The sequence below is a fragment of the Bacillus sp. MZGC1 genome, assembly GCF_002998605.1.
GTDB lineage: Bacteria > Bacillota > Bacilli > Bacillales > Bacillaceae > Bacillus.
In genome coordinates this window covers 352,243-377,462 of the sequence record NZ_PVRE01000003.1, presented here as the reverse complement: position 1 = coordinate 377,462, position 25,220 = coordinate 352,243, and the positions used below count along the sequence as shown (strand labels likewise).

At 39.4% G+C, this 25,220-nt stretch carries 23 protein-coding genes; 18 read left to right on the top strand and 5 right to left on the bottom strand.

Annotated elements, in window-relative coordinates:
• Nucleotides 1–51 precede the first annotated feature (51 nt).
• Both C6Y06_RS11390 and C6Y06_RS20085 read left to right on the top strand, forming a co-directional pair.
• Nucleotides 52–186 carry a YrzI family small protein gene (locus tag C6Y06_RS11390; protein ID WP_106036909.1) on the top strand — a complete coding sequence of 45 codons (135 nt, stop codon included), beginning with the start codon at nt 52–54 and terminating at the stop codon, nt 184–186.
• A 166-nt stretch (nt 187–352) separates the two neighbouring features.
• On the top strand, nt 353–514 hold the full coding sequence (locus tag C6Y06_RS20085) for a hypothetical protein (RefSeq protein WP_212040727.1): 162 nt from the start codon (nt 353–355) through the stop codon (nt 512–514).
• 42 nt (nt 515–556) lie between these two features.
• Here C6Y06_RS20085 and C6Y06_RS20630 read toward each other — a convergent pair whose 3' ends face one another.
• Nucleotides 557–682, bottom strand: coding sequence for a YjcZ family sporulation protein (locus C6Y06_RS20630; RefSeq protein ID WP_080869492.1), 126 nt, complete (start codon nt 680–682; stop codon nt 557–559).
• Nucleotides 683–949: 267 nt separating this feature from the next.
• Here C6Y06_RS20630 and C6Y06_RS11380 point away from each other — a divergent pair, with 267 nt between their 5' ends.
• From C6Y06_RS11380 to C6Y06_RS11340, 9 genes are all read left to right on the top strand, one after another.
• On the top strand, nt 950–1,552 hold the full coding sequence (locus tag C6Y06_RS11380) for a class I SAM-dependent methyltransferase (RefSeq protein WP_065098495.1): 603 nt from the start codon (nt 950–952) through the stop codon (nt 1,550–1,552).
• A gap of 429 nt (nt 1,553–1,981) precedes the next feature.
• On the top strand, nt 1,982–3,196 hold the full coding sequence (gene fdhA / locus C6Y06_RS11375) for a formaldehyde dehydrogenase, glutathione-independent (protein ID WP_106036908.1): 1,215 nt from the start codon (nt 1,982–1,984) through the stop codon (nt 3,194–3,196).
• A gap of 234 nt (nt 3,197–3,430) precedes the next feature.
• Nucleotides 3,431–4,375, top strand: coding sequence for an ABC transporter ATP-binding protein (locus C6Y06_RS11370; protein WP_106036907.1), 945 nt, complete (start codon nt 3,431–3,433; stop codon nt 4,373–4,375).
• A gap of 19 nt (nt 4,376–4,394) precedes the next feature.
• Entirely contained in the window at nt 4,395–5,561 is a 1,167-nt protein-coding gene (locus C6Y06_RS11365; RefSeq protein ID WP_106036906.1) for an ABC transporter permease, read from the top strand.
• Nucleotides 5,554–6,675: an ABC transporter permease gene (locus tag C6Y06_RS11360; protein WP_106036905.1), complete on the top strand. Its 1,122-nt coding sequence runs from the start codon at nt 5,554–5,556 to the stop codon at nt 6,673–6,675. Before C6Y06_RS11365 ends, C6Y06_RS11360 begins: the two co-directional genes overlap by 8 nt.
• Before the next feature lie 142 nt (nt 6,676–6,817).
• Nucleotides 6,818–7,567, top strand: coding sequence for an SDR family oxidoreductase (locus tag C6Y06_RS11355; protein WP_106036904.1), 750 nt, complete (start codon nt 6,818–6,820; stop codon nt 7,565–7,567).
• Between the two features lie 371 nt (nt 7,568–7,938).
• Nucleotides 7,939–9,159, top strand: coding sequence for an MFS transporter (locus C6Y06_RS11350; protein WP_106036903.1), 1,221 nt, complete (start codon nt 7,939–7,941; stop codon nt 9,157–9,159).
• Nucleotides 9,160–9,229: 70 nt separating this feature from the next.
• The gene (locus C6Y06_RS11345; protein WP_034661461.1) at nt 9,230–10,270 is read left to right on the top strand and encodes a 2,3-butanediol dehydrogenase; all 1,041 of its coding nucleotides are present in this window, start codon (nt 9,230–9,232) and stop codon (nt 10,268–10,270) included.
• A gap of 124 nt (nt 10,271–10,394) precedes the next feature.
• Complete coding sequence (locus C6Y06_RS11340) at nt 10,395–11,225, top strand: manganese catalase (protein WP_066030618.1); 831 nt, start codon at nt 10,395–10,397, stop codon at nt 11,223–11,225.
• Nucleotides 11,226–11,262: 37 nt separating this feature from the next.
• Here C6Y06_RS11340 and C6Y06_RS11335 read toward each other — a convergent pair whose 3' ends face one another.
• Genes C6Y06_RS11335 through C6Y06_RS11320 form a run of 4 tightly spaced genes read right to left on the bottom strand, consistent with a single transcriptional unit; the run spans nt 11,263 to nt 14,305 of the window.
• Complete coding sequence (locus C6Y06_RS11335; RefSeq protein WP_106036902.1) at nt 11,263–11,976, bottom strand: amino acid ABC transporter permease; 714 nt, start codon at nt 11,974–11,976, stop codon at nt 11,263–11,265.
• A 12-nt stretch (nt 11,977–11,988) separates the two neighbouring features.
• Complete coding sequence (locus tag C6Y06_RS11330; protein WP_095285488.1) at nt 11,989–12,687, bottom strand: amino acid ABC transporter permease; 699 nt, start codon at nt 12,685–12,687, stop codon at nt 11,989–11,991.
• Nucleotides 12,684–13,544: an amino acid ABC transporter substrate-binding protein gene (locus C6Y06_RS11325; RefSeq protein WP_106036901.1), complete on the bottom strand. Its 861-nt coding sequence runs from the start codon at nt 13,542–13,544 to the stop codon at nt 12,684–12,686. The genes C6Y06_RS11330 and C6Y06_RS11325 overlap by 4 nt, the downstream gene beginning before the upstream one ends.
• Entirely contained in the window at nt 13,541–14,305 is a 765-nt protein-coding gene (locus C6Y06_RS11320) for an amino acid ABC transporter ATP-binding protein (protein WP_066030622.1), read from the bottom strand. Before C6Y06_RS11320 ends, C6Y06_RS11325 begins: the two co-directional genes overlap by 4 nt.
• A gap of 144 nt (nt 14,306–14,449) precedes the next feature.
• Between C6Y06_RS11320 and C6Y06_RS11315 the strand changes: the two genes are divergently transcribed.
• The 7 genes from C6Y06_RS11315 (at nt 14,450) to C6Y06_RS11290 (ending at nt 25,219) form a co-directional block, all read left to right on the top strand.
• The gene (locus C6Y06_RS11315) at nt 14,450–15,613 is read left to right on the top strand and encodes an acyl-CoA dehydrogenase family protein (RefSeq protein WP_076840420.1); all 1,164 of its coding nucleotides are present in this window, start codon (nt 14,450–14,452) and stop codon (nt 15,611–15,613) included.
• A 123-nt stretch (nt 15,614–15,736) separates the two neighbouring features.
• On the top strand, nt 15,737–16,525 hold the full coding sequence (gene blaBPU / locus C6Y06_RS11310; protein ID WP_106037006.1) for a BPU family class D beta-lactamase: 789 nt from the start codon (nt 15,737–15,739) through the stop codon (nt 16,523–16,525).
• Nucleotides 16,526–16,693: 168 nt separating this feature from the next.
• Nucleotides 16,694–23,728, top strand: coding sequence for a DNRLRE domain-containing protein (locus C6Y06_RS11305; protein ID WP_106036900.1), 7,035 nt, complete (start codon nt 16,694–16,696; stop codon nt 23,726–23,728).
• Between the two features lie 3 nt (nt 23,729–23,731).
• Nucleotides 23,732–23,974, top strand: coding sequence for a DNA-binding protein (locus tag C6Y06_RS11300; protein WP_050943707.1), 243 nt, complete (start codon nt 23,732–23,734; stop codon nt 23,972–23,974).
• Nucleotides 23,975–24,365: 391 nt separating this feature from the next.
• Entirely contained in the window at nt 24,366–24,494 is a 129-nt protein-coding gene (locus C6Y06_RS20690; RefSeq protein WP_423190654.1) for a YxiG family protein, read from the top strand.
• Between the two features lie 59 nt (nt 24,495–24,553).
• A complete protein-coding gene (locus C6Y06_RS11295) occupies nt 24,554–24,898 on the top strand; it encodes a YxiJ family protein (RefSeq protein ID WP_060596619.1) in 345 nt (114 codons plus the stop codon).
• A 21-nt stretch (nt 24,899–24,919) separates the two neighbouring features.
• Nucleotides 24,920–25,219 (top strand): hypothetical protein, encoded by a 300-nt coding sequence (locus C6Y06_RS11290; protein ID WP_223250479.1) that lies wholly within the window; start codon nt 24,920–24,922, stop codon nt 25,217–25,219.
• Nucleotide 25,220 lies beyond the last annotated feature (1 nt).

Genomic DNA, 25,220 nt, shown 5'->3' with positions numbered 1-25,220 from the left:
AAGATCTGCGGGCTATTTCGCATGCTGCGAACTGAAGGGAGGTGAGCGTATATGACAATCCATTTATTCTTTATTACATTGACGATTCAGCGTAAATACAAAGACATTGAGACCGTTCTTTATGAACAACAAGTCGAAACAATTTATGAAGAAATGAAGCAGAAACAACTAAAGTATATGAACTAAAACAGGAAAAGAAAAATTGGAAAAGGAGGAGATTGACATGTTTATGATGCTTGCAATGCTTGATTGTTATACTAGGGAGAAGGACCAGGTTTAGACACGCTCCACATTGATCACCTGCACATATGATATCCGTAAAAGGAGATTGTGAGGTGATCAATGAATGTCGATGTCACCATATATGAGGTTTCCGTCAGTGGGGCACGGGTATACGTCCATTCCGCATTCCTTAAAGCACGGGTACGGCAATCCATACCGAATGCAAAGAGAGCAACAAGAAATGCTTAGACGCTATATGTACAATTACAATTATCCAACTTATTGGTATTAAAGAAAAGGAGCAGGAAACAATACGTTTCCTGCTCCTTTTACATTAGTAAATCCAGCTTGCACCGATGATGATCAACAAAATGAACAGTACAACAAGCAATGCGAATCCGCCTGCAAAACCGCCACCGTAACCACCGCAGTCTCCAGAATAACCGCCACCAAAGCCCATAATCTAGCACCACCTTTATCTAATCAAGATACATTCATAAAATATGCAGCTCATGCAGAAAACGAAATCAATCTGAGCACAATTAATGAAAACGCCTATTCAGATCAAAATTTTTTAAAGTTCTGCGAAACATTTTCTGAAAAGGTGCCGTCTAATCAATGACAACTAATTAGGACTAGGTCTTAAACTTTGTTAGGCGAGAGCCGATATGAAAAGTAAGAAAATTCGTAAATAGTTTTATTTACTGGTGCAAAGCAGGTGTTAACATTGATTCAAAGCTGGATTGGAAAACAAATGAGGGAACCAAAAGGCTTGTTCTCAAAATGGGTTGCCCGCTATATGGAAAAAAATCATCATAATATCAATGAATGGACGATTCAACTCTTAAATATACAAGAAAACGACCGGATTTTAGAAATCGGAACTGGAAGAGGCATGACATTATCGAAGGTAGCAGAAAAACTTGATCGCGGTAAAGTATATGGAGTGGATGCCTCTCGTCATATGATCAAATATGCAAAAAGAAAACATAAGAAGCTTGTAGAACAGGATAAAGCCGTCGTGACTCTTGGTAAAGCTGAGCATTTACCTTTTGAAGACAGATCCTTCAATAAATTATTTACGGTACAGACCATCTATTACTTGAAGGATATTGAACAGGTCATGAAGGAAGTGTACCGCGTCCTTCAAGTGGATGGAGAAGTATTCTTATCTTTCCAACAGCAGGAACTGATGAAGGAACAAAAACGGTCACAATCTTTTTCATCGTATAGTGAACAAGAGATCAGCCGCCTATTTTCAGCGTATCACTTTAGAGAAGTTTCGGTTTATCACTATGATACATACATCTGTATCAAAGCTTTAAAATGATGAAAATATTTCCCAGGTAATGAACAAGCGTTTAAAAAGAGGCTCTTCGTCAGAGGAGCCTCTTTGCTTACAATTGTATCCGTGATTGATGGGACGCAAAGTTAAAAAAGACTCTTCATCAGAAGAGTCTTTTCAATGTTATGTAGGCGCCAGCCAGGTGTGTAAGGAATGATAGTATATATAAGGAATTTGTTTGTCGATTAAGGATACCTGTCTGGCTTATTTCTTATATCGACACCGTTCTTCAAAAGTTTAGCTTTTTTTTCAATATTTTCTTTTTTATTTGACTGGAAGATACATTTTTCTCTCCGTGATAGACATTCTTCGCTTTTTTTTTCATCCATTGTGCCATTTGAAGCAGGGAATTGCTTCATAAATAGAGAAAATTGTAGAGACTTCATTTTTAAACAAAAAGGGAGGAATGAAAACATGTCGGGAAACAAAGGTGTCGTTTATAAAGGAGCAGGAAATGTAGCAGTTGAGGATATTGGATACCCTGATTTGATTTTAAGAGATGGCCCGGGTGTACCGAAAGCCAATGTGGGGCGCAAATGTGAGCATGGCGTCATTTTAAAAGTAGTGACGACGAATATTTGCGGAAGTGACCAGCACATGGTGAGAGGGCGTACCACTGCGCCTGCAGGACTAGTCCTTGGTCATGAAATTACAGGTGAAGTCGTTGAGGTTGGACGAGATGTGGAGTTTATTCAAAAAGGAGACCTTGTGTCCGTTCCATTTAATATTGCTTGTGGACGCTGCGTCATGTGCAAGGAACAAAAAACTCATGTGTGCTTAAATGTAAACCCGGACCGTCCAGGCTCTGCCTATGGATACGTCGATATGGGCGGATGGGTTGGCGGCCAATCCGAGTACGTCATGGTCCCATATGCAGATTTTCAGCTGCTCAAATTTCCAGACAAAGATCAAGCGATGGAGAAAATACTTGATCTGACGATGCTTTCCGATATTTTCCCGACAGGTTTTCACGGTGTTTATACGGCTGGAGTAAAGCCTGGTTCGACTGTATATATTGCTGGTGCCGGGCCAGTAGGTCTTGCCGCAGCACATTCCGCTCAGCTCCTTGGCGCCTCTGCGGTAATTGTCGGTGATTTGAATGAACAAAGGCTGGAGCAGGCCAGAAGCTTTGGCTGTGAGACGATCAATTTACGAAAACATGATCGAATCGGCGAACAAATCACGAATATCTTAGGAGAGCCAGAAGTTGACTGTGCCGTCGATTGTGTCGGCTTTGAAGCTTCAGGTCATGGAGATCAAGGAGAAGCACCTGCAACCGTTCTAAATACAATTATGGATATTACCAAAGTTGGCGGTAAGCTCGGAATCCCAGGGCTTTACGTCACAGAAGACCCAGGTGCCGTGGATGCTGATGCAAAAGTTGGTTCTCTGAAAGTGCGAATTGGACTTGGCTGGGCAAAAGCCCATACCTTTGTGACAGGTCAAACCCCTGTCATGCAATATCACCGCAGTCTAATGAAATCCATTTTAAGCGGAAGAGCACAAATCGCCAAAGCGGTAAATGCGACCGTCATTAACCTTGATCAAGCTCCTCAAGGATACAGCGACTTTGATTCGGGTGTGGCGAAGAAATTTGTGATTGACCCGCATGGGATGATTTCTAAATAATGATTCAATGAAATTAATCGAAAAAACTTACAGGAGGATTCCTGTAAGTTTTTTTATGTTCTATTTTAAAATGACCTGTACTATTCTCCTGTAATGCATCTCATGTTAAAATATATAAATTGGAAAAATTATTCTATAGTTGAAGACCATACCAGATAATTTATTTGATATTAAATGACTAGGAAGAGGTAAAATACAGGCTTCAATAAGAAGAAAATAGGGGAGAGGTATTGATTGCTAAACGTACACGACATCAAGAAAAATTATGAAGATAAACAGGTATTAAAAGGGATAAACTTTCACTTAAAAAAAGGAGAATCATTTGGATTATTAGGTCCGAATGGTGCAGGGAAATCAACATTGATTGGCATCTTGTCAGGGCTGATCCATGCCACAAGCGGCACCATAATGATTGAAGGTATAGATTTAAAAAAAGAAACAAAAAAAGCGCAGGAAATGATAGGAATTGTTCCGCAAGAGATCGCTTTATATTTACATTTGACAGCAAAAGAAAATTTAATATTTTGGGGGAGAATGTACGGACTCAAAGGAAAAGAGTTAAAAAGCAGAGTACAAGAAACACTTGAGCTAATTGGTCTTGAAGATAGAGCGAATGATCAAGTGAAAGTATTCTCTGGAGGAATGAAAAGAAGAGTGAATATCGGTTGCGCGATATTGCATCAACCGAAACTATTAATCATGGATGAGCCTACTGTAGGCATAGATCCCCAATCTAGAAATCATATATTAGAAACAGTTAAGACATTAAATGGAGAAGGAATGACCATTATATATACTAGTCATTACATGGAAGAAGTCGAATTTTTATGTGAAAGAATGGCCATTATGGATCATGGGTCTATCATCGCTTTAGGGGATCAGCATGAATTAAGTGAGCTTGTCGGAAATCAAAGAGAAATTGTTTTGACCATAAAATGTGAACATGGACAAAATGATATAGACCGGGTGCGTCAATTCATACATGAAGTCGACCCTTTAAAGGAAATCGTGGTTCAAGGAAATCAAATGAAAATATTTGATCAACACCCTCAGCAGTTATTAAGTCATCTCATTCAAGGTGTGACCGCATTAAATATTCAAATTATCTCAGCAGAAATTGTAGAACCAAATTTAGAAAATGTCTTTTTGTATTTAACTAGTAAAAATTTGAGAGATTAGACTGTTTAGAGGTGAGCATATGAGCATTTGGGTTGTACTGAAAGATCTATTATTGTTTTTTAGGGATAAAAAAAGCTTTTTTACACTTTTTTTTATGCCTATCATATTAATTGCTATATTAGGTGCAGCATTTGGAGATAACATGAAGAAAGATAGTGAAATCAGGATCAATTCATTTCGAGTAGGAATAACAGATCAAGATAAGTCCGCTACAAGTAAAATGTTTCTTTCAACATTGTCTAAGAGTGAACTCAGTGACATATTTGATGTGAAGGTCACCTCGAAAAATCAGCTAGAGAGAGATTTAAATAGTAGAGACATTACAATGGGTATAATCATCATGCCGGATTTTGAAAAAAGCTTATTGAATCATGACCATGTGCAATTGAATATCTTGAAAGGACCTAATTCAAACTTACAAGAAATGGTTCTAGAAAATGTGGTTTTGCAATTCTTTCAAAATTATCATATGAATCGTATTCTGGTACCGTTGAATCAAGGTAAAGAAGTGGAGATCGTGTCTGATCAACTGAAAAAAGAACTGGTGAACGAGAGGAATATTCATATCAACAGCCAGCCGATTACATCCTTCCAATACTACGCAGGCGGGATGGGTGTACTTTTTTTATTAATGACTGTTGTTTTCTTAGTTGGCAGTATGATAGAGGAAAAAGAGGAAGATGTTTATAAAAGGTTACTTGTATCAAAATTAAGCAATACTAGTTACATCGTTGGGAAGTTATTGGGTATTCTTTTGATGAGTATGATTCAACTTGCGATCATTATTTTATTTACTAGTTTTGTCTTTAAGGTGAACTGGGGAGAGCCTTTTACTGTTTTCATGATAGGATGCAGTTTTATAGTTAATGCTGCGGGCTTCGGGGTGCTGATTGGTTCTTTTATCAAAAGAGAAAAAACGTTTAACAGTGTTGGGATTTTAGGAACTCAAGTGTTAGCTGCTTTAGGTGGAAGTATGATTCCCTTATACTTATTTCCACAATGGTTGATCAACATCAGTTATTTCTTACCTAATTCCCTTGCGCTCCAAATGTTTTTGAAAAGTATGTCAGGTGCTGATTTTAGTGAAATTCAAAGCAGTTTATTGCTTAGCTGCGGGATGGGACTAGCTTTCTTCATCATTGCTTTAATCAGAATGTCTTTTGAAAGGAAGCATCGTTATGCATAAAATATCAGCCATTATTACTTTAAAGCTAAAAGAAACATTAAAGTCCCCTTTGACCCTTATTTTTTTATTTGTTATGCCAATCGTATTTAGTTTTATTTTTGGAAGTACGGCATCTGATAAAAAGAAACCTACAGTTGCTTTTATTCAAGAGCCTAGTCAAGATAATCTGAATCAAGAAATTTTTCGGATTCTCGAAAAGAACACCAAATTTCTTTGGGTAAAGGCGACTAAAAGTGAAGCAAAAGAATTATTATCCGATGAAAAGGCAGTTGCGTCTATTACAGTCACGAATCAATTAAAATCCCATTTAAAAGAAAATAAAGAAATTTTTGATGTGACGGTTTATAAGAAAACAGAGGAATATGCGGTCTTAGCTCCCTATTTAAAAGAGACGGCGGCCATCATTTATCAGATCAATCAAGGTGTGAAAGAGCAGAATAGCGTTTCTCTTATCAATGCACTGAAAGAATTAAACGAATCTGGCACCATTTCATTGGATGAAGACAATCTAGATAGTCAAGCAAGTCAGCAACCAAATTTAATACCACTTGGTTTTACGATCATGTTTATGATGTTTGCGATCTCAAGCTCGGTGTCGTCTATTCATTTGGAATATAAAGATTATACATGGCAAAGATTGCTTTCGAGTCCTATCCATAAAATATATGTGCTGCTTGGCTATTTAATGGCTTATTTCCTCCTTGGATGGATACAACTGGGTGTTCTTTTGACCGTCTTATCTGTGTTCTTTCATGTGTACTTAGGCAACCTGATTCTTATTCTAGTGTTTGGATCATTTGTTATAGGGCTTGTTGTGAGTTTAGGTTTTATGATTGCAATCTTATCTCATACAAAAAAGCAAGCTGAAGTATTTAGTGCAATTATCATTGTAGGATCATGCATGCTGGGTGGTATTTATTGGCCATTAGATATCGTTCCAGACATTATGAAGAAGATCTCTTTGGCTATACCGCAAACATGGATGATGTCTGGTTTTGGCGAGATCATGAGCGGTACTGTCAATCACTCAATCTTATTATTAGACATAACAGTTTTAGCTGCTTTTACGATTGTTTTTATGGTGATTGGTTTGAAAAATATCCGATCCTATTAATTACTTTTCTTCATTTCATTCTATTAGTTTAAAAAACCCCTCTATTGCTCTCAATTGCGATAGAGGGGTTTTTTATTCATGCGTACTTCTCAAAATGGTATGATAGACGACAACATCTGATGTAGAAAGGGTTGAATAAACGATGAACTTTCACAATAAAACCGTCGTCATCACAGGCGCAGCCAATGGAATTGGTGAATCGATCGCCTGGGGCTATGCAAAAGGAGGAGCGCGTGTGGTGCTTGCAGATATAGATGAAGAGAAGGGCAAGCGTTTGGAGGAAGAGCTGAAAAAAGAATCGTTAGAAGCTTATTTTAAAAAAACGGACGTGACACAAGAGAAGGATATTCAACACTTAATGTCGTTTGCAGCGGAGCGCTGCAAAACGATTGATATCCTCATCAATAATGCTGGTGTCATGTGCACAGTATCGCCTTATGAATTAACGGTCGATGAGTGGGATCGTGTGTTACATACGAACCTAAGAGGGACTTTTCTATGTGCAAGAGAAGCAGCACGTTATATAAAAGAGAATCCAAAAGGCGGTTCTATTGTGAACATTTCATCCACCCGCGCGACCATGTCAGAGCCTCATACGGAAGCATATGCTGCATCAAAAGGCGGAATATCAGCACTGACTCATGCCTTGGCTGCTTCTTTTAGCCCGGATCACATCACGGTGAATAGCATTTCCCCTGAATGGATTGAAACGAAGGATGAGGAGAATCTTCGAGAGGTCGACCACAAGCAGCATCTTTCCAATCGAGTCGGGGCGCCAAAGGATATTGTGAAGGCTTGCTTTTATTTAACAGATGAAGACAATCAATTTGTGACGGGTACAGATTTAGTCGTTGATGGTGGCATGACCAGAAAGATGATCTATGCTGATTAACTTGAAAAAAACATTGACGCTTTGATCGAGGCGCAGTACAATATGTAACAATTCAGCTGAAGATCGTGATGAAATAAAGACACAGCGCAAATAGAGAAGAGTACATCATAGCTGTCCCGCACAGAGAACTCCGTTAAGCTGAGAAGGAGCTGGGAAGCATGATGGAACCAAGCCTCTTAGCTCTGCACCGGATTCCTTCGGATGGTGGTGCAGCGACATTCTCCCGTTACAGAGATGGGTTCATGATGACCTGCTAAGGTTCATCTGGCAACAGATGAATAAACTGAGGTGGCAACGCGGAGTAAATCCCGTCCTCAAGACAGAAATGTCTTGGGGGCGGGATTTTTTTATGACAAATAGGGGGAACAGCTATGAAAAAACATTGGCGGGATATGAGTTTGCTGCTTGGAGCCATCGGAATTGCGAACATAGGAGAATGGATTTATATGATTGCTCTCCATCTGCTCATTTTTCAAGAAACGGGCTCTGTGCTGGCTGTAACAGCCGTCTATATGCTGAGACCGGCTGCAGCTCTTTTGACAAACAGCTGGTCTGGCAGTTTGGTTGACAGGCTGAATCAGCGGAATGTGATGATCAGCTTAGATATCACCCGGGCTATCCTGATCGCATGTGTACCCTTTGCGTTATTTTCAGGACATCTGCTGATCCTGTATGTGATGGTGTTTCTTATTCAAATGGCACAAGCGATGTTTCATCCAGCTTCGATGGTATATATGACAGGATTGATCCCGGCGGATAATCGAAAACGGTTTAATGCCATTCGCTCATTATTACAATCGGGTGGATTTTTACTTGGACCCGCAGCAGCAGGTCTGCTTTTTTTAATCGGTACACCTGTTTTTTCAATTTATATAAATGCGATCTGCTTGTTGATATCTGCTCTGTTAACGATGTGTTTACCGAATTTGCTAAAACAAGATGCTGGCCAAAACGGCTTTTCCCTTTCAATGTTAAAAGAGGATGCGAAGCTTGTTCTTCGGTTTAGTTTGACATCACGCCAGATTATGGCGGTGTATTTGTTGTTTAGTGCCGCCATCACGGTACTTCCTACTGCCATTGACTCTCTTGAAACAGCCTTTGCAAAAGAAGTGCTGCTGCTGACTGATACAGAATATGGTCTTCTTGTCAGTATAGCTGGGGCAGGCATCATCACAGGCGCAGGTCTCAATTCGGTGATTGTGGAGAGGCTGCCTGTTTCGATCATGCTTGGGATTGGCAGTTTGTTTGTTGCATGTGGCTATCTCATTTATGCTTTTTCCAGCACATTGTTTGTAGCCGCTGTTGGTTTTTTTATACTAGCATTCTTCTTAGCATTTGCGAACACAGGTTTTATGACTTTCTATCAAACGAATATCCCGGTAGAGGTCATGGGGAGGGTAGCCAGTTTTTATGCTTTGGTTGAAGCCATTCTGACGATGATGATGACAGGGGTCTCTGGTGGACTTGCACATGTTTTATCAATCCGAACCTCCGTTGTCATCGGGTGTGTATGTATGCTTTTTGTCTGTTTATTACTATGTTTTGTCATCTTTCGTCCATTGAATGTCAAAAAAATAGTGCATCCTACTTAGAAAATTAAAAAAATTATGTTATGATTATTTAAGTAAGTTAATCAAATTGATGAGAAAAGGAGTCTTACACATGAAAGCACTACGCTGGCACGATCAAAAGGACATTCGACTAGAGGAAATTGACGAACCAACAGTTGCTCCAGGAAAAGTGAAACTAAAAGTAAAATGGTGCGGCATTTGTGGTAGTGATTTACATGAATATTTAGGAGGACCGATTTTCATTCCAGTGAATGAACCTCATCCACTTACAAAAGAAAAAGCACCCGTTACGCTGGGACACGAGTTCTCTGGTGAGGTTGTTGAAGTAGGAGAAGGCGTGAGCAATTACAAAGTAGGCGACCGAGTGGTTGTTGAGCCTATTTTTGCGACTCACGGCCACCAAGGTGCTTACAACTTAGATGAAAACATGGGCTTTTTAGGACTTGCCGGAGGCGGCGGTGGATTCTCTGAATATGTATCTGTCGATGAAGAATTACTTCATTTATTACCAGACGAAATCTCATATGAGCAAGGTGCGCTTGTAGAGCCTTCTGCAGTTGCTTTATATGCTGTTCGTTCTAGTAAAGTACAAGCTGGGGATACAGCGGCTGTGTTTGGCTGCGGACCAATTGGCTTACTTGTCATTGAAGCATTAAAAGCAGCTGGTGCTACTGATATTTACGCAGTAGAATTATCTAAAGAACGCCAAGAAAAAGCTAAAGAGCTTGGAGCGATCATTGTTGATCCTTCTCAATATGAAGATGTTGTTCAAGAAATCGCAAGCCGTACAAACGGTGGCGTCGATGTTTCTTTTGAAGTGACAGGTGTACCTGTAGTATTGAAGCAAGCAATCCAATCAACAAGAATTTCAGGTGAAACAGTCATTGTGAGCATTTGGGAAAAAGGCGCAGAAATTCTGCCAAATGACATTGTCATTAAAGAACGTACAGTCAAAGGAATTATCGGCTACAGAGACGTATTCCCATCTGTATTAAACTTAATGAGAAAAGGCTATTTCTCTGCAGATACGCTCGTCACGAAAAAAATCAAGCTGGACGATGTGATCGAGGATGGTTTCCATGCATTAATCAATGAAAAAGATCAAGTGAAAATTTTAGTTAGTGCTGAGTAGGATGACAAAGGGAATGGCAGAGGCCATTCTCTTTTTTTGTGCACATATTCTACTCATTTTCATAAAGAGGCATGTGGTTGAATAGTGATAAGTGAAAAGATGTTTTGATAAGGGAGATGACATCATGTTTTATCACATCAAAGAACTGCAATATGAAGCAAAGCCCTCAAAGCCTGATCCGCTTTACGCGAAAAAGCTACAAGAAGTATTAGGCGGACAATATGGAGAAATTAGTGTCATGATGCAATATTTATTTCAAGGCTTTAATTGCCGGGCAGATCAAAAATACAGAGATTTATTGTTTGACATAGGGACAGAGGAAATTGGTCATGTCGAAATGCTGGCGACGATGATCGCGCGTTTACTAGATAAAGCACCGGTTAAAGAACAAGAACAGGCGTATCAAAGTGATCCAGCACTTGCAGCTGTCATGGGTGGAATGAATCCTCAGCATGCAATTGTTGCCGGTTTAGGAGCTATGGCAGCAGATAGTCAAGGGTATCCGTGGAATGCCAAGTATATCATTGCAAGTGGAAATTTAATGGCTGATTTTAGGGCCAACTTAAATGCAGAATCACAAGGGAGGCTTCAGGTTACAAGGCTCTACGAAATGACCGATGATCCCGGCGTGAAGGATATGCTTTCTTTTCTTATTGCTCGTGATACATATCATCAAAATATGTGGCTTGCGGCCATTAAAGAATTAGAAGAACGAGAAGGGGACGTCGTCGTACCAACCACCTTCCCGCGCTCACTAGAAAAACAGCAAGTATCCTACGATTTGTTTAACTTCTCAAGAGGAGAAGCAAGCAAGGAAGGCAGATGGGCATATGGCCGAAGCATGGATGGAAAAGGGGAATTCAGATATATTTCTGCACCAGTCGTGTTCGGTTCCGCACCAAAACTAAAACCCGCACCAAAGGAACTGTTTAACACACCGAAAAAAGGCGAATAAAAAAAGCCGGTCAGGTATTTGAGCCTGATCGGCTTTTTTAACGTCCGAGAGATCTTCCGTACACGCTGACACGTTTCTCTAACAAGGCAAAAACGAGTTCAAAGAAAATGCTCAGCAGCCAATAGATCAAAGCAGAGACGAGGTACGTTTCTAAAAACTGATAGCCGTCATTCGCAATGATTCGGGAAATCCCCATGATTTCAAGTACTCCAATCGTAAACGAAAGAGAGGTGGCTTTTAATAGCTGAATGAGCTGATTGCCTAGATTCGGTAAGGCGACCACAAAGGCCTGCGGCAAAATAATGCGCATCATCGCCTGGCGCGTCGTCATACCCACAATTTTTGCCGCTTCAAGCTGCCCTTTGTCTACCGCAAGGAGTGCACTCCGAACCACCTCTGTTAAATGGGCGGCTGAATGGAGGCTGAAGGTAATGAGGGCAACAGCTAATGGGGAGACCAGATCTGGATGAAAGGTCAGCCCGAATGTACCGCTCACTTTGATTAGAACAAAAGGGAGTCCATAAAAGAAAGCGAACAGCTGAACAATAAGAGGCGTTCCTCTAAAAAAGGAGACATAGAGTGTCACAAGCTGCCTGAGTACAGGAATGCGAAAGAGACGAATGAAAGCAAAAACAGATCCGATCAAAAGGCTCACAGCCATGGAAACGAGTGCAATCAATAAAGTAAAAGGAACGCCTTTTAGAATATGAGGTACTTGGTCAATCGCAAATTGAATATCAATGGTTTGCATCAAATCGCCTCCTTAACGTGACAGGCTGGTGCGGCCTTTTACAAATTTCCTTTCAAGCAGCATGGTGATCAGTTCAATGCTCATGCAAATGAGCCAATACACAATCGCAATGATCGCGTACACTTCAAACATGCCGATCCCGTAGTTATTTCCTAAAATGATCTTCACCTGTCCCATGATATCAATAAGTCCGATTGTAAAGGCAATCGCTGTGTCTTTCACGAGATCAATGGTGTAATTTCCGAGGTTTGGCAGTGCAATGAGAAAGGCCTGCGGGATAATAATCCTGATCAAGGCCTGTGTATCTGTCATCCCAACAATGTAGGCGGCCTCCAGCTGGTCCTTCCCAACAGATGAATACGCACTGCGAAAGACTTCAGATAAATAAGCGCCAGTATGTAAAGAAAACGTCATCATCACAAATAACACACGATCCCAATGATTGATTTGAATCCCTGCGACAAGTAAAAGCTGAGGCAGTCCAAAATAAATCAAAAACAACTGAACAATTAAAGGCGTACTTCGTGTAAAAGATAAATAGATAACAGCCAATTGCTTCAGCACTGGGATTTGCTTGATACGAATGAAAGCAAATAGCAACCCGATGATGATAGCAAAAAACAATGACACCGTAATAATGAGAAAAGTGAGTGGCAGGCGTTCAAGCACCTGTAAAAAGATGCGCAGCCAATCTCCAGCTGTAAACGTCATGACGCTTCCTTCCTTTCTTCATTTTGATCCCCTTGCTCTGAGATGTCATCAATATTTTGAAAGAAATCAACACCAAACCACTTTTTCGCAAGCTTAGGCAGTGTTCCATCATCAATCATTTCTTGTGTGATCCGGTCCAAATCTGCTGCAAGCTGCTTCTCGCTTGGCTGTAAGACAAGATAGATAGGCTCCTTTGACACAATGCCGCCAACTTTGACCTTTAGGTTCAAATGCTTTTGAATGGTATCAAAGGTTGAAATGTTCATAAATGCTGCATCGGACCGTCCGCTTTCAACACGTTTTAAGTTGAGTTCATTTGAAGGACTTTCAATGGTCGTCAGTGGAATATCCGGATCATGCTCTTTATTATATTGATTTAATATCGAACGCAAGCCTCCGCTAGGACTGACAGGAGCCAGTTTTTTAGATGTCATATCATCAAGCGATCGAATCTTCTTGTCTGATTCATTCACAATTAAACCTGTCATCGAATAGCCATACGGGACCTTAGGGTAAAGGAACCGCTTTTCACGTTCAGGGTTACTAAAAAACCAATTAGCCGCCATTTCAAACTTCCCTGCGCCTACACCGATTAAATTGGATTCTTCCTCGCCAAAAATGTAATCAAAATGTACGTGGGGAAGCCTCTTTTCCACTTCATTTAAATAATCAATGTTATAGCCAATCGGTTCGTTTCGGTCATTTGTTGCTAAAAAGGGTGGATTGACCTCTGCACTCAGTGCGACTTTCACAATTTGTCTGCCGTCATCTGTCGTGGTTTTCACACTGCTGCAGCCAATCAGAGAAAGGAGAAACAGAAGGACACCGGACATCATGAATGCTGTCTTTTGCTTCATTTGTCTTTCTCCGATCCTTGCCACATTCCGCGATGAATCCTTGATAAAAATTGTTTCGTTCGTTCATGCTGTGGTTTCAACAGGACGTCTTCTGGTGAGCCTTTTTCAACGATTTCGCCATCTGCCATAAAGATCACCGTATCCGCCACGTCCTTTGCAAAAGAAATTTCATGTGTCACAATGACCATTGTCATTCCTTGGCTCGCAATATCTTTGATCATTTCAAGAATTTCTCCTACCATCTCTGGGTCCAGTGCCGACGTAGGTTCATCAAACAAAAGCACTGAAGGGTTCATCGCAAGAGCGCGGGCTATGCCAATTCGCTGCTGCTGACCGCCGGATAATTCACTCGGAAATGCATCCTTTTTATGAAGCAGTCCAATCCGCGTTAAAAATTGCTCTCCGACCTTTTCTGCTTCTTTTTTAGACATGTTTTGAGACACGATCAATCCTTCTGTAATATTTTCAAGTGCTCGTTTATTCTGAAACAAGTGATAATGTTGAAACACCATGGAAGATTGCTGCCTGAGTTTTAGCAGATCTTTTTTATGATATCGTTCAAATTGAATCGTGGCTTCACCAACTGTCAGCTCTCCTTTGTCTGGAATATCAAGGCTGTTTAAGCTGCGGAGAAGGGTGGTTTTTCCTGATCCGCTCGGTCCAATAATGGCGACCACTTCACCTTCTTGTACGGTGAAATCAATGCCTTTTAACACATGGGTCTGCCCATAAGATTTATGTAGATTAGTAGCTGAAATCATAAAAGCATCACGTTCCTTTGACATATGTACTTAATATTGATAAAATTTAACACATTAAATCTTATAAGTAAAGTATGTTTTATTTATTCCGATTGGAAAAATCAGATATGATAGATTGTGAGATACAGAGGAGTTGGATACGTTTTGTCTAAAGCATTATTTGTTGATACCGATTTTCAAAAAACATGGCTTCATCAACTAGAATCTCTTCGTGAAACGATCGAACAAACGGCAAAAGAACACGATGAAGGCGCTTATTTTCCTGAAAAAAACATTGAATCATTAATAGAGATGGGCTATACGACGTTGTCTCTTCCTGCTGAATACGGAGGCGGAGGTCAATCTGTGAAGGATATGGTTCTGTTTCAAGAGACGCTCGGCAGTATGGACGGAGCGACTGCCTTATCCATCGGCTGGCACCAAGGGGTTGTAGGCGAAATCTACGAAAAGAAACAATGGAATGAGCAGCAGCTGCAATTCTTTGCGGAAGAAGTGAAGAAGGGCGCCCTTGTCAACCGTGCTGTGAGCGAGGCGCAGACAGGCAGTCCAACAAGAGGCGGGAAGCCTGGGACAACAGCCACTAGATCAGGTAATGAGTGGATCATCAATGGACGTAAAATTTTCACAACGATGTCACCAGCACTTACATACTTTTTAGTCGGCGTATGGATTGAAGAAAAAGAGGCCATGGGCTTCTTCTTAATTCATCGTGAGACAGAAGGTGTTTCAATAGAAGAAACGTGGAATGTTGTGGGCATGAGAGGAACTGAAAGTCATGATTTAATCTTAGATCAGGTGAAGGTTTCAGATGACATGCTTGTTGAGGTGCAAAAAGGGCCACGCGGTGGTACGCTAAATCCTTGGATTGCACATATTCCGTCCTGCTATTTAGGGATTGCGCAAGCGGCAAGAGACTATGCTGTTCAGTATGCCATCACCCATTCACCGAACAGCATCAGCGGAACGATTAGTGATCTGCCAAATGTCCAAACACTTATTGGTGAAATCGACTTACTATTAAAGCAAGCACGTCACGTCATCTATTCAACGACGACATTGTATGAAAAGCCGGAGAAAAGAGAGCTGTTAATCAATGAATTCGGCGCTGTGAAACATACAGTCGTCAATCACAGTCTGCAAGTTGTCGATAAAGCCATGCGTTTAGTCGGTGCAAAAAGCTTAAGCCTTGACTGTCCACTGCAGCGTTACTATCGAGATATTCGGGCCGGGCTCCATAACCCGCCAATGGACGATATGACGATTTCAAAAATCGCGAAGCAGGCCATTGAAGAGAAAAAAGAAAGCTAATATACAGCAAAAAGCCGGATGAACCGGCTTTTTTTGTTTGAAAGAAAAGAGGACAAGCGTACCTTATATCTCATCGCTCAACATGCTACAATCAATGGAATCATGGGAAAAGGAGCGATTGTTTTGAAGAAAAAGTATATAAAATGGCTCATTACTGGCATGATGCTGATGGCACTTTGTATAAGCCAGCCTTCATCAACTGAAGGAGCATCACCAGCATGGTCAGTAGATGAATTCATGAAAGATCGGGAAGGCACGTTTGTGATTCAAGAAGTAAAAGAAAAGTCCCCTTGGGTGTATAACAAAAAAAGAGCGAAAGAGCGCTTTGCACCTCAATCGACATTTAAGGTAGCAAACTCCTTAATCGGACTCCAAACAGGCGCAGTGAGAGATGAATACGACATCAAATATTGGGACGGAGTGAAAAGAGAGATTGATAACTGGAATAGGGATCATACACTTGGTTCCGGCATGAGAGATTCAGTCGTCTGGTACTATCAAGCCATGGCGCGTGACATTGGAGAAGAACGCATGAATCATTGGGTGAAAGCCATTTATTATGGGAACAAAGACATATCTGGCGGAATCGATCAATTTTGGTTAAGCAGTACCCTGCGAATTTCTCCCATCGAACAAGTTCGTTTCCTCAAACAGCTATATGAAGAGACTCTTCCATTTGACCTAAAGAACATGAGAACAGTCAAACGAATGATGGTACAAGAAGAAGAGAAACATGCCACCCTATACGGCAAAACAGGCTCCGGATCAGACATCGGCTGGTACGTAGGTTTTATCAAACATGAACACAAAACCTACATCTTCGCCACAAATATCAAAGGCACAGGCATAGAAGCAAAAGACATTACCTATCGCATTTTGAAAAAATATCATTTGATAGAAGCATCCGTTTAGGGTGCTTTTTTATGTGTGAAAAAGGGGATATATAGATAAGTTGATGATATATGGATTAGTTTGAAAGAATGATATATTTATAGAAATATATTGAAGTATCATTTCAAATGTATTATTATATATGGCGTAATGTTACAAATGTTACAAATATATGATAAGGAGATTAATATGAACCTAAAAAGAAAAGTAAAATGGAAAAGGAATATCGCGGCACTACTAGCCTTTGTGATGCTTTTATCAATGTTACCTTCTGATATTTTTGCAGAAGAACATGACAAAAATACAAAATCAAGTCATAACAGCTTAGAAGAGTTTGATGATTCAAAAGCCCTGGAAATGGCAGGAATTGACGAAGATGAAATTGGAAAAGACGGAGAAGTTCTTTCAGAAAGAACAGAAAACAGCAAACTTTTTTATGAAGGAGAGGGTGTATTTACACAAGAGGTGTATCCTGATCCTATTCATATTAAAGAGGCTCCAGATGCAGAATGGGAGGCCATCTCTCCAGAATTAAAGACGATCTCGAAAAAAGAAATAGAAACAGAAAATGCGAAATTAGAAACTACTTTTCAAAAGCAAATGAAACAAGGACTATATGCGACATTTGAACACAAGAAGCATCAAATTGAATTTTCAATTTTAAAAGCTTCAGGGAAAAACAAATCAGAAATCAACTCCAAAGATACCTCTGCACAATTTAAAGAGAACACCAACGAGCTTACATATGAAGAGGTATTTCCAAATATAGATTTACAATCATTCACCTTTAATGAAAACATCAAGGAAGATATTGTACTCAATCAATATGATGGCTACAATTCATTTACATTTAAAATAAAGACAGATCTAACTGGGGAAATTGAGGAAGACGGTTCTATTACATTTTACGATCAGAAAAAACGGACCATTTTTCAAGTCCCGAAACCGTTTATGACTGATTCTAATTTAGATGAAAAGTCAGGTGAAGTGGCTCGCTCAGAAGATGTGAGCTTTAAATTAGAAAAAGAAGACGATGGCTATTTACTTCATGTGACAGCAGATGAAAAATGGCTCAAAGATCCTGAACGAGTTTATCCTGTGTCTATCGATCCTTCGACTTCTTTATCTGTATCAGCAGACACATTTATCATGAGTAAGTACCCAACAACAAATTATTCATCCTCTACGCAAAAATGGGACGCTAAACTTAAAAGTTATGTACTCAAAACAGGTTATTACGATAAAACAACTGGTACAAACTATGCGTTCATGAAGTTTAACTCATTCAAACCGATTCAAAATATGAATGTAACGAAAGCGACGCTCAAAACATATGTTGCTCATTCATATTACGGGACGAAGGCTACTGGTCTTTGGCTGGATACAGTGAATGCCAACTATGATCATACAAAACTAACGTGGAACAATAAACCAAGCTCCAAAAACATCGGCAAAGCCAATGTATATAAAGGACAATGGGCGAGCTATGATGTGACTTCAACCATCAAAGCTTGGAATAGCGGAACAGCTAACTATGGCTTTAAATTACATGCAAATGGAAATGGGCAAGACCATTGGAAAAAAATAATCTCATCAACAAACTCTACCAATAAACCAGTCATTGAAGTAACGTATACCATTCCACAGGCAAATGCACCAACTGTAAAAGGTTTTAGTAATGGAAATGGTACAGGCTACTTCAATTTAAGTTGGAAAAAGGTAGCTGGTGCAAAAGGCTACAAAGTGTGGTTATACAACGGAAAAGAGTATGAAGCCATTTCAGTTGGAAATGTGGCATCATGGAGTACAAAAGGAAAGAATATATGGCCAACAGCAAGCGAGATTGCAGCTAAAAAATATAAACTTCATTTAGACGGAAAAGGTGGAACTGAATTAGCAGTTGATCCTTCCCCAGTTTACAAAAACTCAGGTGGCAATTATGCAACAAGTAAAAATTATTGGGTAGCTGTAAGTGCGATTTTTGACCAAGGTGAAGGCGCAATGTCAGCAAAAGTAAAACCTGTCATGCCGAATGTGGCTAGAGCGAAAGCACCTAGTACAAAAGGATTCAATAATAATAATGCAACAGGTTACTTTGATCTTTCTTGGAATTCAGTTTCCGGTGCGACCGGTTATAAAATACAAATGTTTAATGGGAAAAGCTATGAGACATTGGATCTTGGGAATCAAACTTCATGGTCAACAAAAGGGAAAAAAGTATGGCCGACAGCTGCTGAGATCAAAGCAGGTAAATATGCATTGCACCTCCAAGATGAAAAAGGGGCAGAGCTTCCAATTCATCCTGGTGCGACTTACAAAAATGCTGGAGGAGATGCGGCTCAAAAACATTATTCCTTCAGAGTGATTGCCTATAATAAAGATGGAGAAGCTATTGCTTCACCGCCAGCTGGACCAACTTTACCTGATTTATCTAGACCGAAAGCTTTATCTGGTTATGCTTATACCAATACAAAAGAGAGCCAAACAGGTTATATCAATTTACATTGGGACAAAGTGAAAAATGCAAAAGGATATAAAATTAACATCTATAATGGTAAGGCATATCAATCATTTGATGTGGGTGATGTCGATCATTGGACAACACAAAACAAGAATATTTGGCCGACTCCTACTGAAGTTAAAAGTGGGAAATATGTGCTTCATACAGATGGAAAGGGTGGAGAATTAGCGCTAGACCCATCACCAGTATATGAAAATGCAAATGGAAATTATAAAGGACGCAAGAACTACTCCTTTACCCTTTCCGCCTACGATGCAAATGGAGAAACGATTCCGACACCAGCCTTTAACCCGACATTCCATGAAGGGGCCGAATTCCTTGGAACAGAGGATTACTGGTCGATTATTGATATACCAGACGGTCAGCTTAATGGTGCAACTGGGAATGTGATTGTCAGTGAAGAAGAAATGTCGATTGATGGAAGAGGACCAGGACTTGGAATGGGTCGAACCTACAATAATTTAGATGCAGCTGACCACCTGTTTGGTCAAGGGTGGTACGCAGATGTAGAAACGAGTATCACGCCAACAAAAGAAGGTGTCATCTATCTTGATGAAGATGCCACAACTCATGTTTTTACAAAAAAAGCAGATGGTACGTATCAACCACCAACAGGTATTTTCCTTGAATTAACGGAATCAAAAGATGAATACATGTTAAAAACGAAGGATCAAACCTTTGCGCACTTTAGTAAAAACGGTGGGAAGATCACCAAGGTTGTAGATGGACATAAAAATACAACGACATACAAATATAACGAAAACAATCAGCTCACTTCAATGGAAGATGCATCTGGCCGAAAAATAACAATGGATTATGATGAAGATGGTCATATCATTTCGGTTCAAGGACCAAAAGGGAAAAAGCTTTCATATGAGTATGATACAGGTTTACTAACGAAAGTCATTGATTCAGATGGAACAAGTATCTCATATGAATACGATAAAGAAGGCAGATTGATTAAACAATTCTCTCAAAACAGTACAAAAGATCAGCCTGTTTTTACAGAATATCAATATGAAAATCATCGTTTAGTCAAGGCAATTAATGCAAAAAAAGAAACCTTTGAGTATGCATATGATTTATCTAAAAAGACACTCATGCTAACGCAGCCAAACGGGCGAAAAATACAGTATACGTATAACGAAGCAGCCAATCCAATTCAAGTTGTAGATGATGCGGAAGGGCTTAAAATCACCACTAAAACGAAATATGAAGGCAATCAAATCGTAGAAGAAACTGACCCAAATGATGTAGAGAAAGGAAAAGCTACAGAAAGCTATTCGTATGACAAAAATGGCAACGTCATTCAGGCGAAAGATGCTTATGGGACAGAAACCTACGAGTATAACAAAAATAATGATGTCACTAAAGTGAAAGATACAGAAGGAGATATTACAGATATCGCCTATGATGGATTAGATGCTGTATCTGAAACGGATCAAAGTGGAAATATGTCTTCAGCAAGTATTTATGACTCGTACGGGAATTTGGTACAAACGAGTAAAGAACTTGCTGCAGGTGCGAGTATATTAAAAAATGGCAGTTTTGAAGATACGCTAACTGGCTGGAAGCTTACAGCATCTAAGGATGACGGGAAATTAGCGCAAACAGCTGGGAAAAGTGGTGTGTTATCTGGCGGCCGGGTATTAGAAATCAGTTCACAATCGACAACTGAAGGAACAGAACTTGGCTATTCTTCTGCTACTCAAGAAGTGACACTAGAGCCAAATACGACGTATACACTTAATGGAAAAATAAAGACAGAGCTAACGAAAGCAAGAGCATTTTTTAACATTGATTTAAGAGATACAAATAACAAACGAATTCAATGGATCAGCAACGGTTACAGCACATTATCAGGCAAAAACGATTGGACAAAACGCCAAGTCACGTTTACGACGCCGTCTCATGCAGGTAAAGCTGTGATCTATATGGAAGTAGATCATCGAGATAAGGCTGGAAAAGGAAAAGCCTGGTTCGATGAGATTCAGCTGGAAAAAGGCGAAGTTTCATCAAGTTATAATCCAGTCAAAAATAATTCCTTTACGGATAAAACAACAAGCTGGAGCGGAACAGGTGGTTCATTAGATAATGAAGAAGGCTTTAATGATGACGTTTCGTTAAAAATGACCAGAACATCTTCATCTCAAGCAAATGCCATCTATAAACAATCTGTACCGATTGAACAAAGTGCGAATGATCAATCTATGTATGTCACCCTGACTGGGATGTCTAAGGCTGAAAATGTCAAAGCCTCAAATGAAAATGATTACTCACTTCAAGCGTCCGTTACGTATACAGATGGCACAACAGGAACGTTTAATGCGAAATTTCCAACCGGTACACAAGAGTGGAACCGAGCGGCGGTTGTTATACCAAAAACAAAACCATTGAAAAAAGTCGACGTGCAGATTGTTTTCCAAAAAAGCGCGACTGGAACGGTTTGGTTTGATGATATCCGTCTAGTAGAAGGTAGTCTGTTAACGAAAACCACTTACGACGAGAAAGGGAACTATGCAGTTAAAGAAGAGGATGAGCTTGGTTACTCATCTCAATCTGCCTACGATGAAACAGGCAAAAAACTCTCTGAAACAGATGCGAAAGGCGAAAAAACAACATTCGAATATGACCAGGCTGATCAGCTGAAGAAAATCACTTTATCTAACGGGACATCCATTGTGAGAACGTATGATAAAGAGGGCAATGAACAGTCGAAAACCATTCGTGCAGAGTCAGATCAGACGTATCAATTCGAATACGACCTAATGGGCAAATTGACAAAAACCATTGATCCATTAGGGAATGTGTTGAAAAGTGAATATGATGCGAATAGCAACTTAATCAAAACCATTTCTGCAAATGGACATGAAGTGTCTCTCACGTATGATGGAACAGACCGAGTGAAATCCAAGTCATACAATGGGACAGAAAAATATAACTTTAGCTATGATAAAAACGGAAACGAAACAACGGTTGTTAACAAAGAACAAAACACAACCAAAAACAGAACGTTCGACCAACAAAACCGCATCACAAAGTTAACAGAGCGTGGCAGCAGTCAAACTTGGACGTATCCAGCCGATTCAGATAAACTAAAATCTTTTGAGTGGACACACGGAAATCAAAAAGGGACGAACCAATTCAGTTACAATAAGCTTGATCAAATGACTCAGATGAAGGATTCGAGTTCTACGTATTCGTTTGATTATGATGAAAATGGAAATGTCCAGTCCTTTATTACAGGTAACGGCAGTGGTGCTAGTTTTGCTTATGATGAGCGCAATTTAATCAACAATTTGCATATTGGAACAAGCCAAGGCACGACGATCTTAAACGAAGCTTACGAATATGATCAAAATGGAAACAGAATAACGGTTGATCAAGGAAGCAACGGGAAGATTCGTTATGAATATGGAAAATTAGATCAATTGATCAAAGAAAGTCATCCAGATGGCACGGTCATTGAGTACACATATGATGGGTTTGGAAACAGAAAAACAGTTACGACTGAAAAAAATGGCACAAAAAAAACAATCAACGCATCATTCAACATCATGAACCAACTGACAAAGGTAAATGATGAGACTTTAACTTATGACAAAAATGGCAACCGAACGTCTGACGGACAATTCCTTTATGAATGGGATGCAGAAGATAACATAACGGCCATCAAGAAAAAAGGCGAAGACAAGCCATTTGTCACTTACAAATATGATGAGCGTGGATATAGAATTCAAAAAACAGTGAATGGAAAAGTCACCAATTACTTTTATGACGGCGACAGCTTGAATGTTTTATACGAAACAGATGGAGACAACGAAGTCACAAAAGCATACACATACGGTGAGAGTGGACAACTCCTATCATTCACGCAAAATGAAAACAAATATTTCTATCACTACAATGCACACGGTGATGTCATTGCCATGACCAATAGTGCAGGGAAAATCGTTGCTGAGTACGAATACGATACATGGGGCGTCCCAACAAAGGTAAAAGAAGATGAAGAAGTAAAAGGAAACCCATATCGCTATGCAGGTTACCGCTTCGACGAAGAAACAGGACTTTACTATTTAATCGCCCGCTACTATGAACCAAGAAACGGCGTATTCCTATCACTAGATCCAGACCCAGGAAGCGATGGAGATTCACTAGATCAAAACGGATATACCTATGGAAACAACAACCCGGTCATGAATGTCGATCCAGACGGCCATTGGGTATGGTTTGTTGTCAATGCAGGATTTGCGGTATATGATGGATACAAAGCTTATAAATCAGGCAAGGGCTGGAAAGGCGCAGCTTTAGCAGCAGCTTCGAATTTTGGACCTGGGAAGGTATTTAAGGTGTTAAAAGTAGTAAAGCGTGCTAAACGATCTTCAAATATTGCCCACAATGCTGCTAGGCATAGCAAATTAAAAGAACATTATAAGCAATCACAAAAATATGGCAAGGCAAAAGTTAGGCATTTATCTGGGGGACGTTACCGTTACTATGGCCACGTAACACCGGCTAAGAAAAAAGGGGAAATGGCGGGCAGAAGAGTAGTAAGAGAGTGGAATTATAAAACAGGAAAAAAGAGAACATGGCATGAAACTATTGATCATCGTGGTAAAGTAAGACAAGTAAGACCACAAAATGGTAAAGTTAAAGTGCATTACCGCTTTAACAGTAAAGGTCAGTATATAGGGAAGTGGTAATTTATGGTCGAACCAGAAATGATAGACTGTATAAATAAAATACAAAAAGTCTTAAATGGGACTATGACGAGAGAAGAAGTTTCTGATTGGGCTGAGATTTATGTTAGTGCAGATGATCCTGAAGTCGATGATGAAAAAGTTTGGGATATGCTGATTCTTCTAAGTGGAATTGATTTGAAAGATGCTCCCAATTCCTATTTCCACACAGAAGAGGATTTGGAAGAATGGATAAGAAAATATAAATAGCTTTAGTAGAAATGTGCCTTTTAGTATTTTATTCACTAAAAGGCGCATTTTTTGTTATTTATTTGTTGCCCAAATTTTAAACATGAGAAGATATGCCAAAAGGGTATATAGTTTTATGGAACCTTATAAACTTTTACGAAAGTTAAAGTAAGTATATTGTTATAGAGGTAATACAAAAGAAGTCCAAGAATTAAAAATTATTCTACAAATATAAGTAAAAAGTAATTCAAGAGAATAATTGAAAATAAAATAATCAAAATTACAAAATGTCACTCATCATGAAATACGATTTATAAATGTGGTAAGGTAATTCTAGATTTGAAGAATTAATAACAGAAGGGGTAAAATAGAAAATTTTAAATCTGTCTTTCATCTTTATGATACAGGGAACTTGAACAATGAACTACTTGAAGAATTTGATTCAAATGCAAATTTTCTATTTAACATCAATGGGATGTTACTCGCAATAGAATCGAAAAACGTATGTTTCGATTCACAAGAATTTGTTTGCAGTGTATAGGAAGATCTTATTAGCGTCTAAATAAGAATTAAAAACAATGAGAGGTTGGGGAGAAATCCATGAAAATCAGCCGTGATAAACAATGTTTATTCGATGATGTAAAACAACGTTATCAATACTTATTAGATTCATCTTATCCAGATGATATCATCTCTTTTGAAGAAGAAACTGGTATGTACTCAGATGATTTTTATATGTTTTTTTCACTTGTTGCAGGCAGCTTAAGTTATGTGGTCGATCATAAACGAATACCGAAAAAACAGTTAAACGTGCTGCGTCAGTCATTTGAAGAGCAATATCCCCAAATCAAAACGTATCAACAGATCCTTGAATCGTATCCTTTATTGCATTCCTATGTTCAATACCATGAAGAAACAAGAAAACAAATCATTGCACTTATATAATAACCTCTTGGAGGACAAACGATGACATGGTTTTTAGATGAAAAAGTCCAGAAACAAATCCGTGATTTCAATATCAACCATCTAAAGCAAATCAATGAATTTCACTATTTTAAAGAGTATAATGAACATTACGACTTGATCAACTGTATTCATCTACACATCCCATACGAATCTGCAACCCATAAAGCAGACATTCATCTGAAATTTACCAACGTCTCTTCTGTTCAAATCAAAGATTTGGAGTTAACAAACGATTCCTCTCTTTTTTTGAACATTCAACTTTTGGATAGAGGCTGGGAATGTTTGAATTACTTTGTCTAAG

Excerpts from the sequence above, each read along its gene's own strand:
- C6Y06_RS11390 (WP_106036909.1), top strand. The coding sequence starts at position 52 with ATGACAATCCATTTATTCTTTATTACATTGACGATTCAGCGTAAATAC.
- C6Y06_RS20085 (WP_212040727.1), top strand. The coding sequence starts at position 353 with ATGTCACCATATATGAGGTTTCCGTCAGTGGGGCACGGGTATACGTCC.
- C6Y06_RS20630 (WP_080869492.1), bottom strand. The coding sequence starts at position 682 with ATGGGCTTTGGTGGCGGTTATTCTGGAGACTGCGGTGGTTACGGTGGC.
- fdhA (WP_106036908.1), top strand. The coding sequence starts at position 1,982 with ATGTCGGGAAACAAAGGTGTCGTTTATAAAGGAGCAGGAAATGTAGCA.
- C6Y06_RS11365 (WP_106036906.1), top strand. The coding sequence starts at position 4,395 with ATGAGCATTTGGGTTGTACTGAAAGATCTATTATTGTTTTTTAGGGAT.
- C6Y06_RS11360 (WP_106036905.1), top strand. The coding sequence starts at position 5,554 with ATGCATAAAATATCAGCCATTATTACTTTAAAGCTAAAAGAAACATTA.
- C6Y06_RS11355 (WP_106036904.1), top strand. The coding sequence starts at position 6,818 with ATGAACTTTCACAATAAAACCGTCGTCATCACAGGCGCAGCCAATGGA.
- C6Y06_RS11350 (WP_106036903.1), top strand. The coding sequence starts at position 7,939 with ATGAAAAAACATTGGCGGGATATGAGTTTGCTGCTTGGAGCCATCGGA.
- C6Y06_RS11345 (WP_034661461.1), top strand. The coding sequence starts at position 9,230 with ATGAAAGCACTACGCTGGCACGATCAAAAGGACATTCGACTAGAGGAA.
- C6Y06_RS11340 (WP_066030618.1), top strand. The coding sequence starts at position 10,395 with ATGTTTTATCACATCAAAGAACTGCAATATGAAGCAAAGCCCTCAAAG.
- C6Y06_RS11335 (WP_106036902.1), bottom strand. The coding sequence starts at position 11,976 with ATGCAAACCATTGATATTCAATTTGCGATTGACCAAGTACCTCATATT.
- C6Y06_RS11330 (WP_095285488.1), bottom strand. The coding sequence starts at position 12,687 with ATGACGTTTACAGCTGGAGATTGGCTGCGCATCTTTTTACAGGTGCTT.
- C6Y06_RS11325 (WP_106036901.1), bottom strand. The coding sequence starts at position 13,544 with ATGAAGCAAAAGACAGCATTCATGATGTCCGGTGTCCTTCTGTTTCTC.
- C6Y06_RS11320 (WP_066030622.1), bottom strand. The coding sequence starts at position 14,305 with ATGATTTCAGCTACTAATCTACATAAATCTTATGGGCAGACCCATGTG.
- C6Y06_RS11305 (WP_106036900.1), top strand. The coding sequence starts at position 16,694 with ATGAACCTAAAAAGAAAAGTAAAATGGAAAAGGAATATCGCGGCACTA.
- C6Y06_RS11300 (WP_050943707.1), top strand. The coding sequence starts at position 23,732 with ATGGTCGAACCAGAAATGATAGACTGTATAAATAAAATACAAAAAGTC.
- C6Y06_RS11295 (WP_060596619.1), top strand. The coding sequence starts at position 24,554 with ATGAAAATCAGCCGTGATAAACAATGTTTATTCGATGATGTAAAACAA.
- C6Y06_RS11290 (WP_223250479.1), top strand. The coding sequence starts at position 24,920 with ATGACATGGTTTTTAGATGAAAAAGTCCAGAAACAAATCCGTGATTTC.